At 62.6% G+C, this 23912-nt stretch carries 20 protein-coding genes; 7 read left to right on the top strand and 13 right to left on the bottom strand.

Going from position 1 to position 23912, the window contains the following annotated elements:
- Window positions 1-62: 62 nt before the first annotated feature.
- Complete coding sequence (locus NKH17_RS07570) at window positions 63-2648, bottom strand: GcvT family protein (RefSeq protein ID WP_352897236.1); 2586 nt, start codon at window positions 2646-2648, stop codon at window positions 63-65.
- Between the two features lie 132 nt (window positions 2649-2780).
- The gene (locus NKH17_RS07565; RefSeq protein ID WP_254818184.1) at window positions 2781-4358 is read right to left on the bottom strand and encodes a trimethylamine methyltransferase family protein; all 1578 of its coding nucleotides are present in this window, start codon (window positions 4356-4358) and stop codon (window positions 2781-2783) included.
- Between the two features lie 209 nt (window positions 4359-4567).
- On the opposite strand from NKH17_RS07565, the gene NKH17_RS07560 reads away from it, so the two are divergent.
- From NKH17_RS07560 to NKH17_RS07545, 4 genes are all read left to right on the top strand, one after another.
- Complete coding sequence (locus tag NKH17_RS07560; RefSeq protein ID WP_352897238.1) at window positions 4568-5728, top strand: MFS transporter; 1161 nt, start codon at window positions 4568-4570, stop codon at window positions 5726-5728.
- A gap of 95 nt (window positions 5729-5823) precedes the next feature.
- Window positions 5824-7893: a prolyl oligopeptidase family serine peptidase gene (locus NKH17_RS07555; RefSeq protein WP_352897240.1), complete on the top strand. Its 2070-nt coding sequence runs from the start codon at window positions 5824-5826 to the stop codon at window positions 7891-7893.
- Window positions 7894-7967: 74 nt separating this feature from the next.
- A complete protein-coding gene (locus tag NKH17_RS07550) occupies window positions 7968-8093 on the top strand; it encodes a hypothetical protein (protein WP_031194280.1) in 126 nt (41 codons plus the stop codon).
- A 54-nt stretch (window positions 8094-8147) separates the two neighbouring features.
- A complete protein-coding gene (locus NKH17_RS07545; RefSeq protein ID WP_352477620.1) occupies window positions 8148-9527 on the top strand; it encodes an aspartate aminotransferase family protein in 1380 nt (459 codons plus the stop codon).
- A gap of 322 nt (window positions 9528-9849) precedes the next feature.
- Here the strand turns inward: NKH17_RS07545 and mmsB are convergent, their stop codons facing one another.
- On the bottom strand, window positions 9850-10734 hold the full coding sequence (mmsB, locus tag NKH17_RS07540) for a 3-hydroxyisobutyrate dehydrogenase (protein ID WP_352897242.1): 885 nt from the start codon (window positions 10732-10734) through the stop codon (window positions 9850-9852).
- A 170-nt stretch (window positions 10735-10904) separates the two neighbouring features.
- Window positions 10905-12071 carry an isobutyryl-CoA dehydrogenase gene (locus NKH17_RS07535; RefSeq protein ID WP_352805127.1) on the bottom strand — a complete coding sequence of 389 codons (1167 nt, stop codon included), beginning with the start codon at window positions 12069-12071 and terminating at the stop codon, window positions 10905-10907.
- A gap of 138 nt (window positions 12072-12209) precedes the next feature.
- Between NKH17_RS07535 and NKH17_RS07530 the strand changes: the two genes are divergently transcribed.
- Both NKH17_RS07530 and NKH17_RS07525 read left to right on the top strand, forming a co-directional pair.
- A complete protein-coding gene (locus NKH17_RS07530) occupies window positions 12210-12824 on the top strand; it encodes a dimethylsulfonioproprionate lyase family protein (protein ID WP_352805124.1) in 615 nt (204 codons plus the stop codon).
- Window position 12825: 1 nt separating this feature from the next.
- Window positions 12826-14295: a cobyric acid synthase gene (locus NKH17_RS07525; protein WP_352897245.1), complete on the top strand. Its 1470-nt coding sequence runs from the start codon at window positions 12826-12828 to the stop codon at window positions 14293-14295.
- On the opposite strand, the gene NKH17_RS07520 is transcribed toward NKH17_RS07525, so the two are convergent.
- The 3 genes from NKH17_RS07520 to NKH17_RS07510 form a co-directional block, all read right to left on the bottom strand.
- Window positions 14292-14714 carry a VOC family protein gene (locus NKH17_RS07520; RefSeq protein ID WP_352897247.1) on the bottom strand — a complete coding sequence of 141 codons (423 nt, stop codon included), beginning with the start codon at window positions 14712-14714 and terminating at the stop codon, window positions 14292-14294. The two genes, NKH17_RS07525 and NKH17_RS07520, sit on opposite strands and share 4 nt — an antisense overlap.
- Before the next feature lie 73 nt (window positions 14715-14787).
- Window positions 14788-15615, bottom strand: a complete 828-nt coding sequence (locus NKH17_RS07515; protein ID WP_352805115.1) for a helix-turn-helix domain-containing protein — start codon at window positions 15613-15615, stop codon at window positions 14788-14790.
- A 111-nt stretch (window positions 15616-15726) separates the two neighbouring features.
- Window positions 15727-15897: a hypothetical protein gene (locus NKH17_RS07510; protein ID WP_254818195.1), complete on the bottom strand. Its 171-nt coding sequence runs from the start codon at window positions 15895-15897 to the stop codon at window positions 15727-15729.
- A gap of 189 nt (window positions 15898-16086) precedes the next feature.
- On the opposite strand from NKH17_RS07510, the gene NKH17_RS07505 reads away from it, so the two are divergent.
- Entirely contained in the window at window positions 16087-16518 is a 432-nt protein-coding gene (locus NKH17_RS07505; protein WP_352897250.1) for a tellurite resistance TerB family protein, read from the top strand.
- Between the two features lie 416 nt (window positions 16519-16934).
- Here the strand turns inward: NKH17_RS07505 and NKH17_RS07495 are convergent, their stop codons facing one another.
- The 6 genes from NKH17_RS07495 to NKH17_RS07470 form a co-directional block, all read right to left on the bottom strand.
- Window positions 16935-17300, bottom strand: coding sequence for a hypothetical protein (locus tag NKH17_RS07495; RefSeq protein WP_352897252.1), 366 nt, complete (start codon window positions 17298-17300; stop codon window positions 16935-16937).
- Between the two features lie 287 nt (window positions 17301-17587).
- Window positions 17588-18175: an RHS repeat-associated core domain-containing protein gene (locus NKH17_RS07490; RefSeq protein ID WP_352897254.1), complete on the bottom strand. Its 588-nt coding sequence runs from the start codon at window positions 18173-18175 to the stop codon at window positions 17588-17590.
- A gap of 512 nt (window positions 18176-18687) precedes the next feature.
- Window positions 18688-20310, bottom strand: a complete 1623-nt coding sequence (locus tag NKH17_RS07485; RefSeq protein WP_352897256.1) for an ABC transporter ATP-binding protein — start codon at window positions 20308-20310, stop codon at window positions 18688-18690.
- On the bottom strand, window positions 20307-21176 hold the full coding sequence (locus tag NKH17_RS07480; RefSeq protein ID WP_352477629.1) for an ABC transporter permease: 870 nt from the start codon (window positions 21174-21176) through the stop codon (window positions 20307-20309). The genes NKH17_RS07485 and NKH17_RS07480 overlap by 4 nt, the downstream gene beginning before the upstream one ends.
- The gene (locus NKH17_RS07475; RefSeq protein ID WP_352897258.1) at window positions 21173-22120 is read right to left on the bottom strand and encodes an ABC transporter permease; all 948 of its coding nucleotides are present in this window, start codon (window positions 22118-22120) and stop codon (window positions 21173-21175) included. The genes NKH17_RS07480 and NKH17_RS07475 overlap by 4 nt, the downstream gene beginning before the upstream one ends.
- A 241-nt stretch (window positions 22121-22361) precedes the next feature.
- Window positions 22362-23840 carry an ABC transporter substrate-binding protein gene (locus NKH17_RS07470; RefSeq protein WP_352805106.1) on the bottom strand — a complete coding sequence of 493 codons (1479 nt, stop codon included), beginning with the start codon at window positions 23838-23840 and terminating at the stop codon, window positions 22362-22364.
- Window positions 23841-23912: the final 72 nt, after the last annotated feature.

Here is a 23912-nt window from a genome sequence, read left to right as displayed (position 1 = left end):
AGTGTTGCCGGCTGCGCTAGCATGAAGAGCATGCTCCGCACAATGCGACCGGCTGGCTGCGCCTACGTCCTCATCCTTTCGCCGCTCGGATCGAACGGCGGTTCGACATTGATGCGTGCGGGACGCCGGTGGCCAAGGATTTCGATCTCGAACAGGCCGGCGCTCTCGTTCTCGGCAAGCGCTGCCGGTACATAGCCTTGCGCCATCGACTTCTCGACATAATGCGCATAGCCGCCGGAGGTGATCCAGCCGACCACGCGCCAGTCGCCGTCGACAATGCCGCGCACGGCAGACGCGCCTTCGGCGGCGTTCGAGCCGCGCACTTCCTTGCCGCCCGCGTCGAAGCGCGGTGCACCGTAGCCATGCGGCTTTTCCACGGTGCCGTAATCCTTGCCGCCGACTTTGGCCCAGATCGGCTCGTCGCCCATGACGTCGGCATCCGCGGCATCGACGATGAAGGAAACGCGGCGCAGCTTCGGCCCTGCCGCCTGTTCCCTGGCTGCCGCCTCCCGGCCGATGAAATCGTTCTTCTCCAGCTTGATGAAGCGGTCCATCGAGCCTTCGAATGGTCCGTAGATCGGACGTAGCTCGCGGAACCAGGTCGGGAAGTTCTTCTCAAGGCGCATCGAGAGCAAAGCCCGCATGCCGAAATCGATAAGGCCAAACTCTTCGCCAGCCTCCTTGATCGCCTTGTAGACCAGGCGCTGGTAGGCGGGCGCCATCCAGATCTCATAGCCGAGGTCGCCGGTGTAGGTGATGCGGTTGACCATGCAGGGCGCGCCGCCGACCGCCATCTCGCGGAAATCCATGAAGCGGAAGGCCTTGGTCGAGATGTCGACATCGACCAGTTTCTGCAGCAGGTCACGCGATTTCGGCCCGGCGATGGAGAGGCCGACCAGCGTCTGGTCGAAGCGGTGGATGCGCACCTCTGACGCCCTTGGGCCATCCTTCGGCAGATGCTTCTCGAACCAGCGCATGTGGTATTTCTGCGCTGCCGAAGAACCCCAGATCATGAAGCGTTCTTCGCCCGCCTTGGCGATGGTGAAGTCGCCGATCAGCCGGCCGAACTCGTTCAGCATCGGCGTCAGCACGATGCGGCCGGTCTTCGGCATGCGATTGGTCATCAGCCGGTTGAGGAAGTCCTCGGCCCCTGGTCCGGAGACTTCGTATTTGGCAAAGTTGGCGATCTCGGTGACGCCGACCTTCTCGCGGGTGGCGCGCACCTCCTCGCCGATCGGGCCGAAATCATTGGAGCGGTGGAAGGACACGACGTCCTTCGGCTCCGAGCCTTTCGGCGCGAACCAGAGCGGGGTTTCGAGACCCCAGCTGTCGCCCATGACGGCGTTATTGGCGAGCATGGTGTCGTAAAGCGGGGTCGTCTGCGCCGGTCTTGCCGCCGGCAATTCCTCGTTGGGAAAGCGGATGGAGAAACGGCGCGAATAGTTTTCGCGCACCTTTGCGTTGGTGTAGCGCAGCGTTGCCCATTCGCCGAAGCGGGCCACGTCCATGCCCCAGACGTCGAAGCCGGGGTCGCCATGGACCATCCAGTTCGACAGCGCCAGGCCGACGCCGCCGCCCTGGCTGAAGCCGGCCATGACGGCGCAGGCGCACCAGAAATTGGTCAGGCCCTGCACCGGACCGACCAGCGGGTTGCCGTCCAGCGCGAAGGTGAAGGGACCATTGATGATCTGCTTGATGCCGGCCTTCTCGATGCCGGGGAAATGCTTGAAGCCGATCTCAAGCGACGGCGCGATGCGGTCGATGTCGGGCTGCAGCAGCTCGTGGCCGAAATCCCACGGCGTGTTGACCGGCGACCACGGCTTGCAGGCCTTTTCATAGGTACCGAGCAGGATGCCGTTGCGCTCCTGGCGGGTATAGATCTCGCCCTTGAAATCGAGCACGCCGATCATCTCGCGGCCGGTCGACTTGTTGAATTCCTCGACCTCCGGCATCGGCTCGGTCAGGAGATACATGTGCTCCATGGCCAGCACCGGCAGTTCGACGCCGACCATGCGACCGATCTCACGCGCCCACAGGCCGCCGCAGTTGACGACATGCTCGGCTTTGACCGTGCCTTGCTCGGTGACGACGTTCCAGGTGCCGTCGACCTCCTGCGTCAGTTCGACGACGCGGTTGCGCAGCACGATCTCGGCGCCCAGCTTCCTGGCGGCCTTGGCATAGGCGTGGGTGGTGCCGGAAGGATCGAGGTGGCCCTCGACCGGATCCCACATGGCGCCGACGAAATTCGTCTCGTCCATCAGCGGGAACATCGCCTTCGCCTCGGACGGCGTGATCAGTTCTGTGTCCATGCCGAGATAGCGGCCCTTGGCGTGGGCGAGCCGCAGGAAGTCCATGCGCTCGGGCGTATCGGCCATCATCACGCCGCCGGTCAGGTGCAGCGAGCAGGATTGGCCGGAAATCTCCTCGATCTCCTTGTAAAGCTGCACCGTATAGGCCTGCAGCTTGGCGACGTTGGGATCGCCGTTCAGCGTATGGAAGCCGCCCGCCGCATGCCAGGACGAGCCGGAGGTGAGCTCCGAACGCTCGATCAGCAGGATGTCGGTCCAGCCAGCTTTGGCCAGATGATAGAGCACCGAGCAGCCAACGACCCCGCCGCCGATGACAACCGATTTTGCATGAGATTTCATTAAGATAATTCCGTTTTTGAAGAGATTGAATCGAGTGAGCGGGGCGCGAAAACAAAGCGGAGGTCGAATACGGCGATGTTTTCGGCCAGCCTGCCATCAAGACGGAGTGGGGGTCGACTACTCATCAGATGATCAGAAATCGGTCGGCGCGCCGCCTTCGGCCCGGCGCTTGTCGACGAAAGCGTTGAGCTCCTCGCGGATTGCCGGGTCCATATAAGGCTCTTCATAGGACGCCAGCCGTTCCTTCCACACGCGATTGGCCTTTTCGAGTGCGGTCGGCGATCCGGCCTCAACCCAACTCTCGAAATTGCGCCAGTCGGAAATGATTGGCGCGTAAAACGCGGTCTTGTAGCGGTCCTGCGTGTGCTGGGTGCCGAAGAAATGGCCGCCGGGGCCGACCGACTGGATGGCGTCGAAACCCAGCGCTTCCTCGGAAAGATCGAGCGGCGTCAGGAACTCGGCGACCATCTGCAACAGGTCTATATCGAGGATGGTCTTTTCGTAGGAACAGCGCAGGCCGCCTTCGAGCCAGCCGGCCGCATGCATCATCAGATTGCCGCCACCCTGAATGGCGCCCCACAGCGAGAACACGCTTTCATAGGCGGCTTGCGCGTCGACCGTGTTAGCGGCGCAGGTGTTGGAGGTGCGGTAGGGGATGTTGTAGCGGCGGGCGAGCTGCCCGCCGACCAGCTGCGCCTTCATATATTCCGGCGTGCCGAAGGCCGGCGCGCCGGACTTCATATCGACATTCGAGGTGAAGCCGCCGTAGCCGACAGGCGCGCCCTTGCGCACCATCTGCGCAAAGGCGATGCCGGACAGCGCCTCGGCATTCTGTTGCACCAGCGCGCCGGCAATCGTCACCGGCGCCATGGCGCCGGACAGGGTGAAGGGCGTCACGATGACCACCTGGCCCTTGCTCGACATCTGGATGATACCTTCCATCATCGGCACGTCGAGCTTGAGCGGCGAATTGGTGTTGATGATGGTGAATACCGACGGCTCTGCGAGCAACTGCTCATGGCTGATGCCGCGCGCGATCCTGGTGATCTCGATGCCGTCGACGTTGCGCTCCTTACCGAGCGAATAGATGTGGAACATCTTGTCGGTCAGCGTGGCGAGGTCACGGATGCATTCGAGGTGGCGCACGGACGGATGGATGTCGATCGGCTCGACCGGGTACCCGCCCGTGCAGTTCAATATGTTGTGCATCTGCGCAAGCTTGAGGAAGTTGCGGTAGTCCTGCTGGTTGCCTGGCCGACGGCCGCGGTCGACGTCTGAGCAATTGGGTGCCGACGCCATCATCGAGATGATCAGATTATCGCCACCAAAGCGCACATTGTGCGCCGGGTTGCGGGCGTGGATGGTGAATTCCGGCGGGCAATGGGCAACCAGTTCCAGGATCATGTCGCTGTCGAAGCGCACCCGCTCACTGCCCTCGCGGACATCGGCGCCATGCGCCTTCATGATGCGCCGGGCTTCGTCATGCAGCACGTCGACGCCGATTTCCCGCAGCACGCGCAGAGAGGCGAGGTGAATTGATTCCAGCTCGTCGTCGGAAACCAGCCGGGTCGGCGTCAGCGGGTTCTTCAACTGCCGAAACGGCGGCTGCTCAAACGCCGTCGAGCCGCCGGCACGCTTCCCCGCGCGGCCGCCGCGACGGGCGCGGTCGTTTGCCAGTGCCGGTTCGGCGGGCTGAAGGGCGGCGGTCATGATAGTCCTCGTACGCTGCGGCAATGCGGCGGCATAATGGACCGCCGGCCGTCCTGCCATTGCGGAGGCGGCGACCACTAGGGCGAGGGAAGCGACATACCCTGGGGCAGCCGGCGGGATCGCCAGCCTCTTGATCGCGTTTCGGCTGGCGCAAGCGGTTTTCGTTGCCGGTGCTTACCGCGACGGAACCGAAACGCTAATCCTGCATCATGGACCGGGCGGAACAAAGCAGCGGCGAAATAGCGCAATGGGCGGCGATCACCGGCGTGATCGCCACCGTCTCGGTGTTCGCCATCGCGCAAGGGCTGAGCTATCCGCTGTTGAGCTTCATCCTGCAGCGCCAGGGCGTCTCGCCGGCCATAATCGGCCTGTCGGCGGCAATGACGCCGATCGGCTTCATCGTCTCGTCGCCGCTGGTTCCGGCGCTAGCGCGGCGTTTCGGGGCAGGGCGCACCGCGCTTACGTGCGCGGCACTTTCCGCGCTGGTGCTGGCGCTGATCGGCTGGACCCAAAACGTCTATCTGTGGTTTCCGCTGCGCTTTTTGATCGGCGCCGTCACCAACCCGCTCTACGTGCTGAGCGAAGTCTGGGTGATCGCACTGGCGCCGCCGGCACGCCGCGGCCGCGTCATGGGCATCTATTCGACCATCATTTCGGCGGGCTTTGCGGCGGGGCCGCTGTGCCTGCTTGCGGTCGGCACCGTGGGATGGCCGCCGTTTCTGGTCGGCATCGGCGCATTCCTGTTTTGCGGCGCCTGCCTCGCCTCGGTGCTGGCACGGCTGCCCAAGGTCGACGAGAGCGGGCACCGGGTTTCGGTGCTGGGGTTCGTGCCGCAGGCGTGGCTGCTGTTGTCGGCGGTGATTGTGGCCGCCGGTTTCGAACAGGCGGTGCTCGCCTTGCTGCCGGTCTACGGAACACATTATGGCATTGCGGAAGCGCACATGTCGGCGCTGCTGTCAGTGATGATCGCCGGCAATATCGCTATGCAGGTGCCGCTCGGCCTGTTGGCGGAACGACTGACGGCGCGGCTGGTGCGGTTCATCTGTGTTTCGATGACGGTGCTGGGATGCGCGCTGCTGCCGGTTCTCATCGAGACGCCGCTGATCTGGCCGTGCGTCTTCGTCTGGGGTGCGGTTTCGTACGGTATCTACACGATGTCGATCATCGAGCTCGGCGAGCGGTTCACCGGCTCGGCACTGGTCGCCGGCAATGCCGCCTTCTCTTTGATGTGGGGCATCGGCGGCATCGCCGTGCCGCCGCTGGCGGGCAGCGCCATGGATGTTGTTGGCGCCGGCGGCCTGCCAATGACGCTCGGTGCCATTTGCCTGGCGCTGGCAGTTGTAACGGTCATTCGAAGACGGATGGCGTGAATGCCAGAAAGCCGCCGTTTCTGACGAACGACTTGAATATAAGCGGCCCCATGTCGATCTTGGCTATGCCGCCGCCCGACTCAACCGGAGACCTCATGACCAAATCGAATACCAAGGGCCAGCCGGGTTCGGCGGCCGAAGACCCGTTTCTCTGGCTGGAGGACAGGAGGGGCAAGCAGGCGCTCGACTGGGTGCATCGCCAAAATGCGATCACGGTCGGGGAGCTGCAGGGTGATCCGTCCTATCAGACGTCGTTCCAGACGGCGCTCGACCTGATGACGGCCGAGGATAACATCGCCGTCGGGGCCGCTATCAACGGCTATGTCTATAATTTCTGGCAGGACCGAACGAACGTACTCGGCCTCTGGCGGCGCACCACGGTCGCGTCCTACAAGACCGACAAGCCGGAATGGCAGACGATCATCGACTTCGACAGCCTGGCGGCGAAAGAGGGAGTGAAATGGGTGTTCAGCGGCGCCAGCCGACTTTATCCCGACTTCAGCCGCTGCCTGCTCAGCCTGTCGCCGGATGGCGGCGATGCCAGCGAGATGCGCGAATTCGATATCGAAAGCAGGTCCTTCGTCGATGGCGGCTTTCGTGCTCCTGCCTCGAAGTCGAGCTTTAGCTGGCTGGACGAGGACACGGTTATCGTTTCCGCCGCCTTCGAGGAGGACGACAAGACCCAGTCCGGTTATCCGCGCGTGGTCAAGCTTTGGCGGCGCGGCACGCCACTGAACGAGGCGATGCCGATCTTTGAGGCGCTGAAGCAGGATCTTGCCGCCGGCGGGTCCGTCGAATTCGACGGCGACAAGCGTCATGTCTTCCTCGCCCGGACCATCGACTTCTTCGCCTCGCACAGTTTCCTGCGGCTGCCATCGGGCGAAAACAGGCGCATCCCGCTGCCGGACGACGTCACCGATACAGCGGTGTTCAAGGGCCAGCTTGTCTTCGGCGTGCGTACGCCATGGACGGCGCCGGACGGCACGCTGTGCAAGCCCGACGGGCTCTATTCACTCGATTTCGAGCGCTGGATCGAAACCGGGCTATTCGGATCCCTCGATACCGTGCTCGAGCCGGCGCACCGTGTCTCGATCGCCGGTATTGCCCGCACGCAGGACCGGCTGTTCATCAATTTGATGGACAATGTGCGCGGCAAGGTCGTCGCCGGCAAGCGCAGCGACAGCGGCTGGGAGTTCAAGCCCGTGGCTTTGCCCGAAAACGGCAATGTCGGCATCAGCCATGCCGAGCATTTCGGTTCCAGCGTTTCCTTCTCCTTCACCGATTTCCTGACGCCGAGCTCGATCATCTGGTCGGACGACAACGCCGCGGGCCTGACAACGGTGAAGTCGCAGCCGGCGCGTTTCGATGCGTCGTCGCTGGTCTCCGAACAGTTCGAAGCGCGCTCGAAGGATGGCACGATGATCCCGTACTTCGTCGTCAGGAGGCGCGACTTGCATGGACCCGTGCCGACATTGCTTTACGGCTATGGCGGCTTCGAAGTGCCGCTGCTGCCCGGCTATGCCGGCGTGCGCGGCAGGCTGTGGCTGGAGAAGGGCAATGCCTATGTGCAGGCCAACATACGCGGCGGCGGCGAGTTCGGCCCGAACTGGCATCAGGCGGCGCTCAAGGCCAATCGCCAGAATGCCTTCGACGACTTCGCCGCGGTCGCGCAAGATCTGGTGAAGCGCGGCATCGCTACGCCCGCCACGCTGGGCATCCAAGGCGGATCGAATGGTGGCTTGCTGACCGGCGTCTCGCTGACCCAGCACCCGGAATTGTTCGGTGCCGTGATCATCGAGGTGCCGCTGCTCGATATGCTGCGCTACACCGAACTGCCGCCCGGCGCGTCGTGGATGGCCGAGTATGGCGATCCGGCGAAGCCGGAAGAGGCAGCCTGGCTCGCCGCCTATTCGCCGTACCAGCATGTAGACACGGACGCAGCCTATCCGCCGGTGTTGCTGACGACCTCGACCGCCGACGATCGCGTCCATCCCGGGCACGCGCGCAAGATGGCGGCACGGCTGCAGGCGGCCGGCCACGGCAAGACGCTGTTCTTCGAGGAGACCGAGGGCGGCCATGGCGGACGCGGCGATCGGCGGCCGCAAGCAGCCCAGGCGGCGATGAAATATGTCTTCCTGCAGCGGGCCCTAACTGGCACCAATTGACTGGCACCAATTGACCGGCGTCGCTTGACCGGCACGGCTTGAACTGAGGGCTCGAGGCAGCCTAAGGTACATGCATGGCTCGGCTGGCGAAATCGGGTTGCGCATTTGGGGTCGCGGTGACGCCGTCGCCGCGCACGCTTCGCGCCGAGCTGTTGCGGCTGTGCGCCCGCATCGGCTATTCGCCGCCCGCTGTCCTCTGACGAATCCGCCCCGGCGCAAAAGCTGCCGGATTGGTTCAAGAGGAAAGATCAGACATGACCTACCAGAATTATTCGCTGAAGCAGCTTCAGCAGATCGATGCCGCGCATCACCTTCATCCGTTCACCGACCACAAAGAGATGCGCGAGACCGGCTCGCGGATCATCACTCGCGCCAACGGGCCGTTCATCTACGATTCCGAAGGGACGGAAATCCTCGACGGCATGGCAGGGCTGTGGTGCGTCAATGTCGGCTATGGCCGCGACGAGCTGGCCGACGCCGCCTACGCCCAGATGAAGGAATTGCCCTACTACAACTCCTTCTTCAAATGCTCGACGCCGACGCCGGTTCTGCTGTCGAAAAAGCTGGCGGAGATCGCGCCAAGGCACATCAACCAGGTGTTCTACGGCTCGTCCGGTTCGGAGGCCAACGACACGGCGCTGCGCCTGGTCCGTCACTATTGGGTGCTGGAAGGCAAACCGGAGAAGAACCGCATCATCTCGCGCAAGATGGGCTATCACGGCTCGACCATCGCCGGCGCCTCGCTCGGCGGCATGGATTTGATGCACAAGCAGCTCGGCGGCGCCGTGCCCAACATCGTCCATGTAATGATGCCCTATGCCTATGAGCTCGCACTGCCCGGCGAAAGCGACCATGATTTCGGCCTGCGCGCGGCAAAAGCGGTCGAGGACGCGATCCTCGAAGCTGGCGCCGACAAGGTGGCCGCCTTCATCGGCGAACCGGTGATGGGGGCAGGCGGGGTGAAGATCCCGCCGATGAGCTATTGGCCGGAAGTGCAGCGCATCTGCCGCAAATACGACGTCCTGCTGATGCTGGACGAGGTCATCACCGGCTACGGCCGCACCGGCGAGTGGTTCGCGGCACAAGCCTTCGATGTCGAGCCCGACACCATCACCACGGCCAAGGCGCTGACCTCTGGCTATCAGCCGCTGTCGGCGCTGCTGGTCGGCGACCGCATCGCGGCGACGCTGGTCGAAAAGGGCGGTGAATTCTATCACGGCTACACCTATGCCGGGCACCCGGTGGCCTGCGCGGTGGCGCTGAAGAACCTCGAGATCATCGAGCGCGAGGGGCTGGTCGAGCGCGTCAGGAACGACACCGGGCCTTACTTCGCCAGGGCTTTGCAGGAACGTCTCGGCGAGCACGATCTGGTCGGCGAGGTGCGCTCGTTCGGGCTGATGGGAGCGATCGAGATCGTCAAGGACAAGGCAACCAAGGAACGCTTCCTGCCGGCCGGCAACGCGGCGGTGACCGTTCGCGACCACGCAATCGCCCAGGGCATGATGCTGCGCGCCACCGGCGACACGATGATCCTGTCGCCGCCGCTGATCTGGACGCGCGAGACGATCGACATGGCCTGCGATCGTATCGCAAAGGCGCTCGATCTGGCCGAAGCAGATCTGCGCAAGCGGTGAACGACCGCCGGGCGCTCCATGTCGGACGCCCGGCGATCGACCGAGCGCTTGCCGGGCGAGGAAGCGAAACGCAAAAACCGCGCTCCATCGGAACGCGGCTTTGCCAGATACGCACGGCACTTCGCCAACAATACACTTGCGAAACTAAAGGCGAAACTTACGGGCTCCGGTACGCGAGACCTGATCCGGAGCGCCGGGCGGATGTCCGCCTCGCAATCCGTTTTAAACGCATATCGTTACTGCAGGGTTAGCAAGAGCTTAAGCAAACCTAAATTTGCCGACTTTCCGCTTTGGGCAGATCGAAAACCTGTGAACTTGGAGCTTACGCGGGGTTACCACGGAGGAAATTAATGATGCCGGAAAAATCGGCACCGGCATTCCCCTGTGCGTTGAACAGCGCATAGAGCTGAGCTGCCTCGGCGCCGAGCGGCGTTGCTGCACCGACGCTCTGTGCGGCCTCCTGCGACAGTTTCAGGTCCTTCAGCATCAGTGCCGCCGCGAAGCCAGGCTTATAGCCATTGTTGGCGGGCGATGTCGGCACCGGGCCGGGCACCGGGCAATAGGTGGTCAGCGACCAGCACTGGCCGGACGAGGTCGAGGCGACGTCGAACAGCGCCTGGTGCGACAGGCCGAGCTTTTCCGCCAGCACGAAGGCCTCGGCAACACCGATCATCGAAATGCCCAAAATCATGTTGTTGCAGATCTTCGCCGCCTGTCCGGCGCCGTCGTCGCCGCAATGAACTATGCGGCCGGCCATCGGCTTGAGGATTGGTTCGGCCTTGGCGAAGGCATCCTTCGAACCGCCGGCCATGAAGGTCAGCGTGCCGGCCGCCGCACCGCCCGTGCCGCCGGAGACTGGCGCGTCGATCGACAGCAACCTGTGCTTGGCGGCGATGGTATGGGCCTTTCGAGCCGACTCGACATCGATGGTCGAGGAATCGATGAACAGCGCGCCTTTTTTTGCCTTGGACACTATGTCTGCGTAAACCGTCAGAACATGCTTACCGGCTGGCAGCATGGTGATGACCGCATCGGCGTCTTTCACCGCTGCAACGGCGTTGGCCATGATGACGACGCCGTGTTCCCTGGCGATGACGAGGTTCTCCGGCACCAGGTCGAAGCCGTACACGGCATACCCGGCCTTGACCAGGTTGGAGGCCATCGGATTGCCCATATTGCCGAGGCCGATGAAGGCGATGGTGGTCATGATGGCGCTCCGTGGGTGGGGTGGAGAATAGTGAATAGTCATCAGGGATCATGGGTTAGTCATGTTCTATATGATTTATTCACCATTCACCATTCACCATTCACCATTAACTACTAACTACTCACTACTCACTACTCACTAAATTCTCTACTCACTACTCACTAAATTCTCTACCGTCCAATCAGCGCGCGAGCGATGATGACGCGCATGATCTCGTTGGTGCCTTCGAGGATCTGGTGGACACGCAGGTCGCGCACCAGCTTCTCGATGCCGTAATCGTGCAGATAACCATAGCCGCCGTGCAGCTGCAGGGCGTCGTTGGCGACATTGAAGCCGGTGTCGGTGACGAAGCGCTTCGCCATCGCCGACCATTTCGAGGCATCCGGCGCGTTGCGGTCGAGCTTCGAGGCGGCGGTGTAGAGGAAGACGCGCGCTGCCTGCAATTCGGTCTCCATGTCCGCAAGCTTGAACTGCAGCGCCTGGAACTGGTTGATCTTCGAGCCGAAAGCCTTGCGCTCGGCCGTGTAAGCGAGCGCCTTGTCGAGTGCCGATTGCGCGCCCCCGAGCGAGCAGGCGGCGATGTTCAACCGGCCTCCGTCGAGCCCGGCCATGGCGATGCCGAAGCCGGCGCCTTCTGCCGACAGAAGGTTTTCCGCCGGCACCTTGCAGTCCTCGAAGACGACCTGGCGCGTCGACTGCATGTGCCAGCCCATCTTGTGCTCGTTGGCGCCGAAAGAAAGGCCCGGCGCATCGTTCGGCACGACGAAGGTGGAAATGCCTTTCGGCCCGTCGGCGCCGGTGCGCGCCATGACGACATAGAGGTCGCTGTCACCGGCACCGGAGATAAACTGCTTGGCGCCGTTCAGCACATAGTCGCCGCCGCTCTTTGTCGCGCGCGTCTTCAGCGCCGCCGCATCCGAGCCCGAGCCGGGCTCGGTCAGGCAATAGCTTGCCAGCCATTCCATTGAGGTCAGCTTCGGCAGGAAGCGCCGGCGCTGTTCGTCGCCGCCGAAGCGGTCGATCATCGATGCCGCCATATTGTGGATAGAGATGAAGGCGGAAAACGCCGGATCGGCCCGCGAAAGCGCCTCGAAGATCAGCACGGCGTCGAGCCGGCCGAGCCCCGAGCCGCCGACATCCTCGCGGACATATATGCCTCCAAGGCCGAGCGGGCCCGTCTCGCGGATCACGTCGGCGGGGAAATACTTGTTGCGATCCCAGTCGAGTGCGTTCGGCGCCACACGGTCGGCGGCGAAGGCCTCGGCCATCTCCTGGATGGCGCGCTGGTCCTCGTTGAGTTCGAACTGGCTGGTGCCAGCATCGACAGCGGCGTCCATGGCGTGCTCCCTGACGTTTCCGGCCTGCTGGCCTGTCGTTTTTGGCTTTGCGCGCCGTTCAATCTAGACCAATGATGCCGCCGCGCAACCCGACCCGTCCGCGCAGCCGCTGTGCGCGAATGCGCTTTGGAGCAAAGTGTGACGACAAAATTCGACGAACTGCTTGGATGCTTCCATGCCTATCTCCAGACGTTCGACGATGCGCTGGTGCGCGACGCCGTTGCCCGGATCGGCTGGGACATGCCAAGCCGGCCGCTCGAACCGCATGCACTGCCTTGTCTCGTCCAGCTCGACCGTATCGTCGAACTCGCTCCCGTTGCGGCCAAGCCGCTGGCGCGGCTGGTTGCGGAGCGTCGCGGCGATCTGCGCTGGGGCCAGACCTATGGCGAAGCGGATTTCGGCAAGGTTTTCATAGACAATTACGGCTGGCTGGAGGTGTTTGGTACGCGCGGCCATTTCGTCAATGAAGAGGTCGCGGCCGGCCTGCTGATCCTTGGACCCGACATCGTCTACCCCGACCACCACCATGTCGCGGAGGAGATCTACATCCCGCTGACCGGCGGCACCGAATGGCGCATGGGCGATGGCAGTTTTCGCCTTCGAGCGCCGGGCGAGGTGATACACCATGCCTCTGACGTCAGCCACGCCATGCGCACCGGCAAGGAGCCGCTGCTGGCGCTCTATCTCTGGCGCGGCGGGCCACTGGCAGCCAAGTCGACGATCACCGCAACCGTTGCGCAGGGCAGGGACTGAGATGGCCAAGGCGATCATGCTGCAGGGCACGGGTTCCGATGTCGGCAAGACGGTGCTCGTCGCCGGCCTCTGCCGCGCGGCGAAGAAGCGCGGCTTGAAAGTGCGGCCGTTCAAGCCGCAGAACATGTCGAACAACGCCGCTGTCGCCGATATTCCAGGCGCTTCAGGCGGCGGTGAGATCGGCCGCGCCCAATGGCTGCAGGCGATCGCCTGCGGCGTGCCGCCGACCATCCACATGAACCCGGTCCTCCTCAAGCCGCAGACCGATGTCGGCGCTCAAGTCGTAGTGCAGGGCAAGGTGTTCGGCGAGGCGCGGGCGCGCGACTATCAGACGCTGAAGGGCCGGCTGATGGATGCGGTGCTGGACTCCTGGGCGACGGTCGGCGAGGGCGCGGACCTGGTCATTGTCGAGGGCGCGGGATCGCCGGCCGAGATCAACCTGAGGAGCCGCGACATTGCCAATATGGGCTTTGCGACGCGCGCCGGCGTGCCGGTGATCCTGGTCGGCGATATCGATCGCGGCGGCGTCATCGCCTCGGTCGCCGGCACCCACCTGATCCTGCCGGACGAGGACCGGCGCATGATCGTCGGCTATCTCATCAACAAGTTCCGCGGCGATGTCACGCTGTTCGACGATGGCATCGAGGCGATCGAAAAATTCACCGGCTGGCGCTGCTTTGGCGTGGTGCCGTGGCTGAAGGCGGCGGCGCGGCTGCCGTCGGAAGACTCCGTCGTGCTCGAACGGTTGGCGTCCGGTGAGAAGCGCGCGCTGAAGATCGCTGTGCCGGTGCTTTCGCGCATCGCCAATTTCGACGATCTCGACCCGCTCAAGGCCGAACCGCAGGTCGAGGTGGTGTTCGTGCCGCCTGGCCAGCGCCTGCCGCAGGATGCAGGGCTGGTGGTCATTCCCGGCTCGAAGTCGACGATTGGCGATCTCCTGAAATTCCGCGAGAACGGCTGGGACCGCGACCTTGCCGCGCATAGGAAACGCGGTGGCCATATCGTCGGCATTTGCGGCGGCTTCCAGATGCTCGGCCATGTCGTGCGCGATCCCGATGGTATCGAGGGCAGCGTTACCGAGACGCAAGGCCTCGGGCTGCTCGACGTCGAAACGGTGATGGAGCCGGAAAAGACGGTGCGCAATGTCAGCGCGCGCTCGGTGCCGTTCGATCTGCCGCTCGAGGGCTACGAAATCCATCTCGGCCGCACCACCGGTCCGGACACGCTGCGGCCGTCCGCCGCTATCAACGGCATCGATGACGGCGCTGTCTCGGCCGACGGCAAGGTGCTGGGCACCTATATGCACGGGCTGTTTTCCGCCGATGCCTTCCGGGCGAAATTCCTCGAAAGCCTCGGCGTCAAGGGCGGCGGCATCGACTACCGCGCCGAGGTCGAACGGGCACTGGACGAGATCGCCGCCGAGCTGGAAACCCACCTCGACTGCGACGCCATCTTTGGGCTGGCGCGTTAGCTGGCGGGCTCGTCAGCCTTCGGCCAGTAGGTGCCGAACGACCAGACATTGCCTTCCGGATCGCGGCAGATGAATTCGCGGCTGCCATAGTCGCGGTCGGTGAGTTCTTCCAGAATCTCGGCGCCGGCGGTCTTTGCCCGCGCGTATGCCGCATCTGCGTCAGCGACCGCAACGTAGATCGACTTGCCGCCGCCCGAACCGGGCGCGCCGACCATCTTGCCATAGGCATCGTCGCGCGCCGTGCCGAGCATGATGATCGAGGAGCCGAAAGCGAGTTCGGCATGGTGCACCACATCGCCTTCGCCATAGCGGGCGCGAACGCTGAAGCCGAAAGCCTCGCACAGCCAGTCGATCATCCTGCCGGCATTTTTGTAGCGCAGCGCCGGGTAAAGCCGCGGTGGTTCGGTGGTGTTCGGCACGGCTGATCTCCTTCAGCGGGTTGGTCGATCAACCCAGTCTGGGCGAAGGCTGGTTGCGCGTCTTGAAGAAATGTTACCTCGCGGCGACAGTAGTCGGCGTGACGCCTGCGAGGTCGCGGAACTCGCGCACCAGATGCGCCTGGTCGGCATAGCCGCAGTCGGCGGCGATGTCGGCCCAATCACTGTTGGTCTGTCTCGACAGGCCAAGCGCATGGTTGAAACGGACGATGCGCGACAGCGTTTTTGGGCCGGTGCCGACTGCGTCCGAAAATTTTCCGGTAAGATGCTTGCGGCTCCAGCCAAGCTTTTCGGCCAGCGTCGAGATGCGGGTCCGCCCACGCGTCGAGACGATCGTCTCATAGGCCCAGACCATTTCGGCCTGAGTGCGGTCTGCGGTTGCCAACCGATCGCCGACGAAGGCCTCGGCGATGGCAAAGCGTGAGCTCCAATCCGGCGCATTGCCAAGCCTTTCGCGAAGCGCGATGCCTTCGACGCCGAGCACGTCATCCAGGCCGACCATGCGGTCGGTCAGTTCGCTCATCGGGCGGACGAAGAAGCGACGAGCGCCGAGCGGAGTGAAATTGATCTGCACACAGCAGGCGCCGCCGAAGGATTCGATCACCACCGGCCCGGCATAAAGGCCGGCGGCAAAACTGGCGAAGCGGTCATTGTCGGTGGGGTTCCTGCCGAGCCCGATGGCAAAGGGTTCGGCAAAGCTGATGACCAGCGGCACGGTCAGCGAGGCATATTCGATCGCGCGGAAATGGCCTGGCATGGTTTCGCGAAAGCCACACATGTCAGTGACGGCGCCCTGAAGCCGATGGCTCGGCGCGCGCCGCACCATCTCGAACCGATCGAGCTCCGGGCCGTCGTGGCGGCTGCCGTCTTCGCTGGTGGGCATTGTGCTTTCCCTGGTCCAGGAATTCTAACAGACCATCCTGCAGAATCAAAAGCGCCCGGCTTTTGGCCGGGCGCTCCGAGTTGCCTGAGATTCCGAATTGTCTGGACGTGTTTAAGCGCCGCGCATCAGACAGCCGGCGGCCAGCACGATGTAGGCGATGACGACAATCCACACAGAAGCCAAAGGGATAAACGCAAGAACGCCAAGCGCGGCGAGAACGCCGATGATGGCGATGACAAGGGATATGATAAAAATAAGCTGGGTAGGTGCACTGAGATTCATGTCCGTCCCTCCTCAACATGATTCGTACAGCGGCATAGTATCAGTCGCACGGTCACACACCAATGAGCGCAGCGGCTTGCCGGATTGGCCGGCAGCTTTCCAGCGAGAAAACATGCGGCTCCAGCACGCGCACCCCCGTTTGCGCCAGGCCGATTCCGCGCTACCTTCCGAACGAATCGGAAGGGGCTGATGGCGATGGGATTGCTGGACCAGATACGCTCGATTTTCGACGGCGACCCCGGCGTGCGCAAGGTGGCGGACGATCCGGTGCTGTCGGCGGAGCTACTGATGCTGTTCCGCATGATCCTGGCCGATGGTTCGGTCAGCGAAAGCGAAATGACCGCCTTCAGGCGTATCTGCCGGGACGCCTTCGGCATTCCCGAAACCAGCGTCGACAGCGTCATCGAATACCTCAACGAATTCGGCTACGAGACCAACGGCTCGCAGGCCATCGCGCAGTTCCGCGACCTCGATGTCGAACGGCGCAAGCTGCTCGCCCGCCACATGGCGGAAATCGCCAAGGCCGATTCGCAACTTGCCGGGAGTGAGATGCAGCTGTTGCGCCGCACCCTCGACCTGCTTGAAATCAGCCCTGCCGATGTGGTGAATCCGCAAGGCTGAGGCATCGGCACGGTGGCGCCCCTTGCCGTGGTGACGCGGGTCAGCCAGCGGCGGGTCGGCGAGTAGGTGAAGGACGTTTTTACACCGTTGGCATATGTGATCTCTTTCGTCTGGCCGTCGGCCTCGTAGAGGGTCGAGGTGATGAAGCCGGAGGCGGAGAAGAGCTTGTTGCCGGCGGTGTATTGCAGCGGAGCGGCAAGCGTGCCGAAGTCGAGCTGCACCGGCAGGTACTGGGTGCGCAGCGTCTGGCCGGAGGCATCGCGCACGCTGGTCGTGGTGTGGGTCAGCGTGCCCAGCGTGACATCCTGGCGGGCGAGTTTGCCTGTCACCGTAATTCCTGTCACAGAATTACCGGGTGCAGTCCAAATTCTGTCACCGTAGTTCCGACAATTTTGACCCGGAGCCAGACTTGCCGATCAGGGAAGGTGCTCGAGTACGTTTGACCCAAGGCGGCGGAAAGTAACTTGCTCCAGTCTTCCAGCTTCTATTTCGACAGAGATGTATGCGCCGTCGTCTAATTTTATCTCGAGGGTACCTTGATCGAATTCAACTGAAACGATGCTTGCCCCAATCAGATTCCAAAGAATTGGCAGTGAGCCACTGTGTTTTACAACATCGTACTTTGAAAATTCGTCCGAGCGATAGATTTGAAAGTCAACGTTTAAACAAATGGAAATCCAATTTCCAGAATCCCTTGATAACGCTTCAATCACAACCGAATACAATTCGATTCTAATCAAGGCTATTTCGGTATTCTCAACCCACGGTATCTGAGTACTCATGGAAACCTCAAGGAGTCGAACGGATCCAACGGATAATGGGCAAACGGGCTTTGAGTTGGCACAGTTCGCCCCGTAACTGGTGAAATTGCTTGTCGTATATCGTCAAATGTCCTGACGTAGGGCTGATTTGTAACTGCATTTCTTAAAACCAATCCTAAAAACAGATAGAGGTTCTTTACCTTTCTCTACTGGCGGACTTCCCGGCGGCGACAAAACGTACCCGTTAATTTGGCCTTTGTCATCCGTCGTCATTGATATCTTGGCGCCTGCTAGAGGCCCGTGAAAGCTTACCCACCAACCTTTCGTTTTGTCGTCTTGAATATATTGCCTAAATGATAAGACGTGACGTGAACCGAGCGGTACTTGATTTTTTGGAACTGATAACTCTCCAGAGGCTGAATTGGGGTTCCCGCTGGCAGATCATCGACTGTTACTGACTGCGCAACTTTTGCAGCATTCCCAGTTTTCTTCTTGTCCTCGATCCCTAAATCCTTGGCCGCTTGCTCACCTGCTGCTTGAAGGGCCTTAGCGTTCTCGCTGTTGTCGGCCGCCCTAGTACCACCTCCTGCTTCCCGACCCAGTGGATACCTATCTGCATCCGGATCAATTGCATGCCCATTCTGGTCACTTTTATTAACCGGATCGTTCTGGGCATACGCATACCTGTTGGTCCCAACGCCGGGCAGCGTCGAGTCCCAATCGTCCGGTGAGATGAACCGTCCGAGCACTGGATCCATGTATCGTGCGTTGAGGTACCTTCGGTGTGCCGATCGCTTCCGGATCACTGCTCCCGTCGCCGTGGTCGTCTCGGTCGTTGCCGCTGCTGCCACCGGTGCGGCTTCGGTGTCGGTCGTCTTCGCCGCGGGTTTTGGCATCGGTGGTCTTGTCAGCCGGTTTGCCGTCGACCTTCGACGCCGCGTCGGAGCCCGCCGCAGCGCCGCCCGAGGCAGCGTCTCCCGCACCCGGTGTCTGGTCCGACGAAGAGCCCGTCGTGGAAGCGCCGCCTCCGGAGTCAAGATCCGGCGAAGTCGATTGCGCCTCCTGTGCAAAGGCTGCCATTCCCGCAAAGTTTCTAATATAAGAAACAAAAGATATATCCGCGCCGAAAACGCCGGTGGCAAGCAATGCTGCGCAAAGAAGGAACTTTTTCATGATTCCCTCGTCAGACAGTTGCTTTGAATTACTCAATCATCGAGAAACGAGTATGACAGAATCTTGTCACAATCCAATATCTGCAGAAATGTTTATATGTCGAGAAACCGGGCCAGACCGTTCACGAGTCGCCATAAGGGGTCCGGCCGGGTCCCCGCTGCTCCGCAGCGTCCCGGCGTTCGCTGGCCTTTCATCGTGCCACCGGCACGATGAATTCGCGTTGCGAACCGGCCGCTCACCCCTGTTCCTGCAGTCGTTTCGCGATCGCCCGGTGCAAATCTGGAGCGGCGGCGACCAACGCCTTGGCCGCTGCGGATTGCGGGTGGTCGAGCACTTCGCTTGTCCTGCCGCGCTCGACGATCTTGCCGTCATGCATGACCATCACTTCGTCGGTGATGGCGCGGGCGACGGTCAGATCATGGGTGATGAACAGATAGGCGATACCGAGCTTCTGGTTGAGCTCCGCGAACAAATCGAGGATCTGGGCGCGGATCGAGACGTCGAGCGCCGAGACCGGCTCATCGGCGACGACCAGCTTCGGCCGGGTGATGATGGCGCGGGCGATCGACAGGCGCTGACGCTGGCCGCCCGAAAACTCGTGCGGATATTTGTCCATGTCGCCTGGCGAGAGGCCGACCTCGTGTAGCGCATGCGCCACCATCTCGCGCCGTGCGGCGGGCGCCGGCTTCTTCTCCAGCACATGCAGCGGCTCGGCCACCAATCTTTCGACCTTCTGGCGTGGGTCGAACGAACCATACGGGTCCTGGAACACGACCTGCATGTTGCGCCGTGCCGGCTTCAGCTCCGCCTCGCTCTTGCCGGTGAGGGTATCGCCGCGGAAGCGGATCATACCCGCCGTCGGCTTGTCCAGTGCCAGGATCATGCGAGCAAGCGTCGACTTGCCGCAGCCGGAACGGCCGACGAGCGCCACCGACTGGCCGGGCGCCATCGCAAAGGAGACATCGTCGACGGCGCGGATTGGAGCCGCGCGTTTCAACAGGGAGGTGCGCCGTCCCGGATAATCCCGCGTTACGTTCTCTACCTGAAGCAGCGGTTTGGCCGATCCGCTGTCATGTGTGCGGGCCCGCGCCGGCACATGCATGGAGGCCTGCGCCAGCTGTCGCGTGTAGGGATGAAGCTGTTCGGACAGCGTGCGCGCGGTATCGCCGGCCTCCATCACCTCGCCATGGCGCAGGATGATGATGCGGTCCGCCATCTCGGTCACCACTGCGAGGTCGTGCGAGATCAGCAGAAGACCCATGCGGTTTTCCGCTACGAGGTCGCGCAGCAGGTCGAGAATCTGCGCCTGCAGCACCACGTCGAGCGCGGTCGTCGGCTCGTCGGCAATCAGCAGCTTGGGCTTCAGCGCACAGGCGATGGCGATGACGACGCGCTGGCGCTGGCCGCCGGAGAGTTCGTGCGGATAACGCGAGAGCGGGAATTGTGCTGCCGGCAGGCCGACCCGGTCCAGCATTTTTCGCGCCCGTTCCTCAGCGTCGGCGCGGCTCGCCCTGGTGTGCCAGCGAATACCCTCGGCGACCTGCTCGCCGATGGTTTTGACCGGATTGAGCGCCGTCATTGGCTCCTGGAACACCATGCCGATGTCGTCGCCGCGCAGCGCGCACATCTGGTCCTCGCTGGCGGCAAGGATGTCGATGCCGTCGAAGGTGATGCGTCCGCTGGTATGCGCTGCCCAGGGCAGAAGCTGCATGACGGTGAGCGCCGTCATCGACTTGCCGGAGCCGGATTCGCCGACCAGCCCCATCACTTCGCCCGGCGCGACGGAAAGTTCGATGTCTCTGAGGATACGGGTGCTGCCGATGGTCAGCGACAGCTTCTCGATTTCGAGCAGGCTCATCGCTGCCGCCGCGATTTCGGATCGAGAATGTCGGCAATGCCGTCGCCAAGCAGGTTCAGGCCAAGCACGGTGACGACGATCGCCATGCCCGGAAAGATCGCCATCCAGGGCGCCACCACCATGCGAGTCTGGGCGTCGAACAGCATGCGGCCCCAGCTCGGCATCGGCGGCTGGGTGCCCAGCCCGACATAGGAAAGCCCGGCTTCGGCCAATATGCCCAGCGCGAACTGGATGGTGCCTTGTACCAGCAGCAGCGTGGCGATGTTGGGCAGCACATGTTCGATGCTGATCAGCGTCCTGCTCTTGCCGGCGGCGCGGGCGGCGAGGATGAATTCGCGCGGCCAGATCGCCAGGGCGCCGGCCCGGGCGACGCGCGCGAACACCGGGATGTTGAAGATGCCAATGGCAATGATGGCGTTGAACGCGCCCGGCCCGAAGATGGCGGTGATCATAATTGCCGAAAGCAGCGCCGGAAAGGCGAAGACCAAATCGTTCAACCGCATCAGCACGTCGTCGGCGAAGCCGCCGCGCGCCGCGGCAAAGGCGCCGAGCGGTACGCCGACGCCCATGCCGATGCCGACCGCCACCAGCGCCACGGCAATCGAGTTGCGGGCGCCAACCATGATCATCGACAGGATGTCGCGACCGAAATGGTCGGTGCCGAACCAGTGCGCCAGCGACGGCGCCTGGGTCTTGTCGGAAATGACCAGATTGGTGACATCGTAAGGCGTCCAGAAGAAGGACAAGATCGCGACCGCCGCCACCAGTGCGGTGACGACGAAGCCGGCGAGGAACGAACGGTTTCGAAACGCCTTGGCCAGGATGCCGGCAAGGTTCTCGTCGGGGATGTCGATGTGCAGCGTCATTGCCGGCCTCTCAGGCGCGGATCGACCACCGCATAGGAGAGATCGACAACGAAATTGACGATGATGACCGCCGCGACCAGCAACATGACGACGCTCTCGACCACGATCAGGTCACGCTGATTGATCGCCTGGAACACCAGCCGGCCGAGGCCGGGCAAGTAGAAGACGTTCTCGATGATGATGGTGCCGGCAAGCAGGAAAGCGAATTGCAGGCCTAGAATGGTGACCACCGGGATCATGGCGTTGCGCAGCGCATGCCGCCACAAGACAAGGCGATAGGGCAGGCCCTTGGCGCGGGCGGTTCGGATGTAGTCCTCGTTCAGCACTTCGATCAGCGCCGAGCGGGTGACCCGGGCGAGGATCGCCGCCTGTGGCAGAGCGAGGGCGACCGCCGGCAGAAGCAGCGATTTCAGTGCCGGCCAGACGCCGGCGCTCCAGCCGGGAAAGCCGCCGCCCGGCACCAGCCGCAGCCAGACGGCGAACAGATAAATCAGCATGAGCGCAAACCAGAAATTGGGCACGGCGACGCCAAGCTGGGCGGCACCCATCGCGATCGTGTCGCCGGCCCGGCCGTGCCGGCTGGCGGAAAACAGTCCGACCGGAATGGCAATGATGGTGGACAGCGACAGCGCCATCAGTGCCAGCGGCAGCGAGACGACGAGGCGCTCACGGACCAGATCGATGACCGGCACCGAATAGGTGTAGGAACGGCCGAAATCGAGGCTCAGCAAGCCGCCGGCCCAATGCAGATAGCGCAGCACGACGGGAGCGTTGAGACCCATCTGGTTGCGCAGCAATTCGATCTGGTCGGCGCTGGCGTTCAGGCCAAGCATCAGCCGCGCCGGGTCGCCGGGAATGATTTCCAGCACGGCAAAGACCACCATCGAGGCCAGAACCAGCGTGACGACGGCGATGGCGAGCCGCTTGAGGAGGTAGGCGGTCATGGACGTTGAGGAACCGCTGTGTTGGCGAACGCAGAAACCGGGCGAAGCTTGCGTTCCCGCCCACCCTCTGTGCCGGACATCTCCCCCTCAAGCGGGGAGATTGAGCCCTCTTCGCTAACCACTGGCGTTGCAAGGGCAGTGGCAGCGTGGAAACGGCCAGTCTCCCCGCTTGAGGGGGAGATGTCCGGCAGGACAGAGGGGGGTATGACGGAGTGCAACTTTCGCCCCTTCTGTCAGCGCCTCAATCCGTCCACTTCACCTTGGTCAGGTCGTTGGCCTGGATCGGGGCGTTTTCCCACAGGCCCTGCAGTTTGGCGTCCCAGACGCCGACCTTCGGCAATTCGTACAGGAAGCCGACCACGGCGTCATCTGCCAGGACCTTCTGCGCCTCGCCAAGCAGCGTCGTGCGCTTGGCCTCATCGGAGGTAAGGTTCAGCTCCTCGATGATCTTGTCGAAGGCCGGATTGTCGTAATTGAAGTAATAGTCCTTACGCGAATAGATATCGATGTCGTTAGGCTCGGTATGGGAAACGATGGTCAGGTCGTAATCCTTCTTGGTGAAGACCTGGTCCAGCCATTGCGCCCATTCAACCGGTATGATCTCGAGATCGATGCCGATTTCGCGAAGCTCGGAGGCGATGATCTCGCCACCGAGCCGCGCGTAGGAGGGCGGCGGCAGCTTGAGCGTCGCCTTGAAGCCATTCTCCAGGCCGGCTTCCTTCAGCAATTCCTTGGCCTTGTCCACATTGTGCGGATAGAGGCCGGTGAGGTCGACATAGGCCTCGCTGGCGGGCGACATGTGCGAGCCGATCGGCACGCCGAGGCCGGCCGAGGCGCCGTCGATGATCGCCTTGCGATCGAGCGCAAAGGAAATCGCCTGCCTGACCTGTAGCTTGTCGAAGGGCGGCTTCTTGTTGTTGATCGACAGGATGGTTTCACCCTCGGTCGAGCCGATCACCACCTTGAAGCGTGGGTCGTCCTTGACCTGGGCGACGCTGTCGGGGTCGAAGAACGGAAAGGCCTGAACGTCGCCGGAAAGCAGCGCCGGAACGGCGGCGGCGGCATCCGGAATGATGCGGAACTCGGCCTTGTCGAGGAATACCGGGGCGCCCCAGTAATTGTCCGACTTGACCAGCGTGATCGATGAGCCCTTGGCCCAGTTCTGGAACTTGAATGGGCCGGTGCCAACAGGCTTTTCCTTGTTGGTGTCGGCTGTCTCAGGCGCCACGATAACCGCGTCGCCCCAGCCCATATTGTAGAGGAACGAGCCTTGCGGGTTCTTCAGCGTGACCTTTACCGTCGCGGGATCGACAACCTCGACCTTGTCGATGGCGGCAAACAGGCCCTTTTGCGCGTTGACGGAATTTTCGGCGCGGGCACGGTCGAGCGAGAATTTCACGTCGTCGGCGTTGAAGTCGGTGCCGTCATGGAATTTCACGCCGGTATGCAGCTTGAAAATGTAGACCTTGCCATCGTCGGAAATGCTCCAGCTTTCCGCGAGATCGGGCAGCACCTCGCCGTTCGGGCCGATGCGGGTCAGGCCCTCGAAGACATTGGCATAGAGTACCTCGTCGATTGCCGCGGCGGCACCCGCGGTCGGGTCGAGATGCGGGGGTTCGAGCGTAATGCCGATGACCAGGTCGGTGCGCGCGGCCATCGCCGAGGTTCCGGCGGCCAACGCCAGCGCCGCGGCGGCCAGAATGGTTTTCCACAATTTCATCGTGCAACTCCCCATGTCTAAAACACGTGCTCAAACCCGGCCGGATAGAAGCGTGAATTCGCCGCCGAGTAA

This window comes from Mesorhizobium sp. M1334, assembly GCF_040317995.1.
Classification (GTDB): domain Bacteria; phylum Pseudomonadota; class Alphaproteobacteria; order Rhizobiales; family Rhizobiaceae; genus Mesorhizobium.
This window is presented reverse-complemented; position numbering and strand designations above follow the sequence as displayed.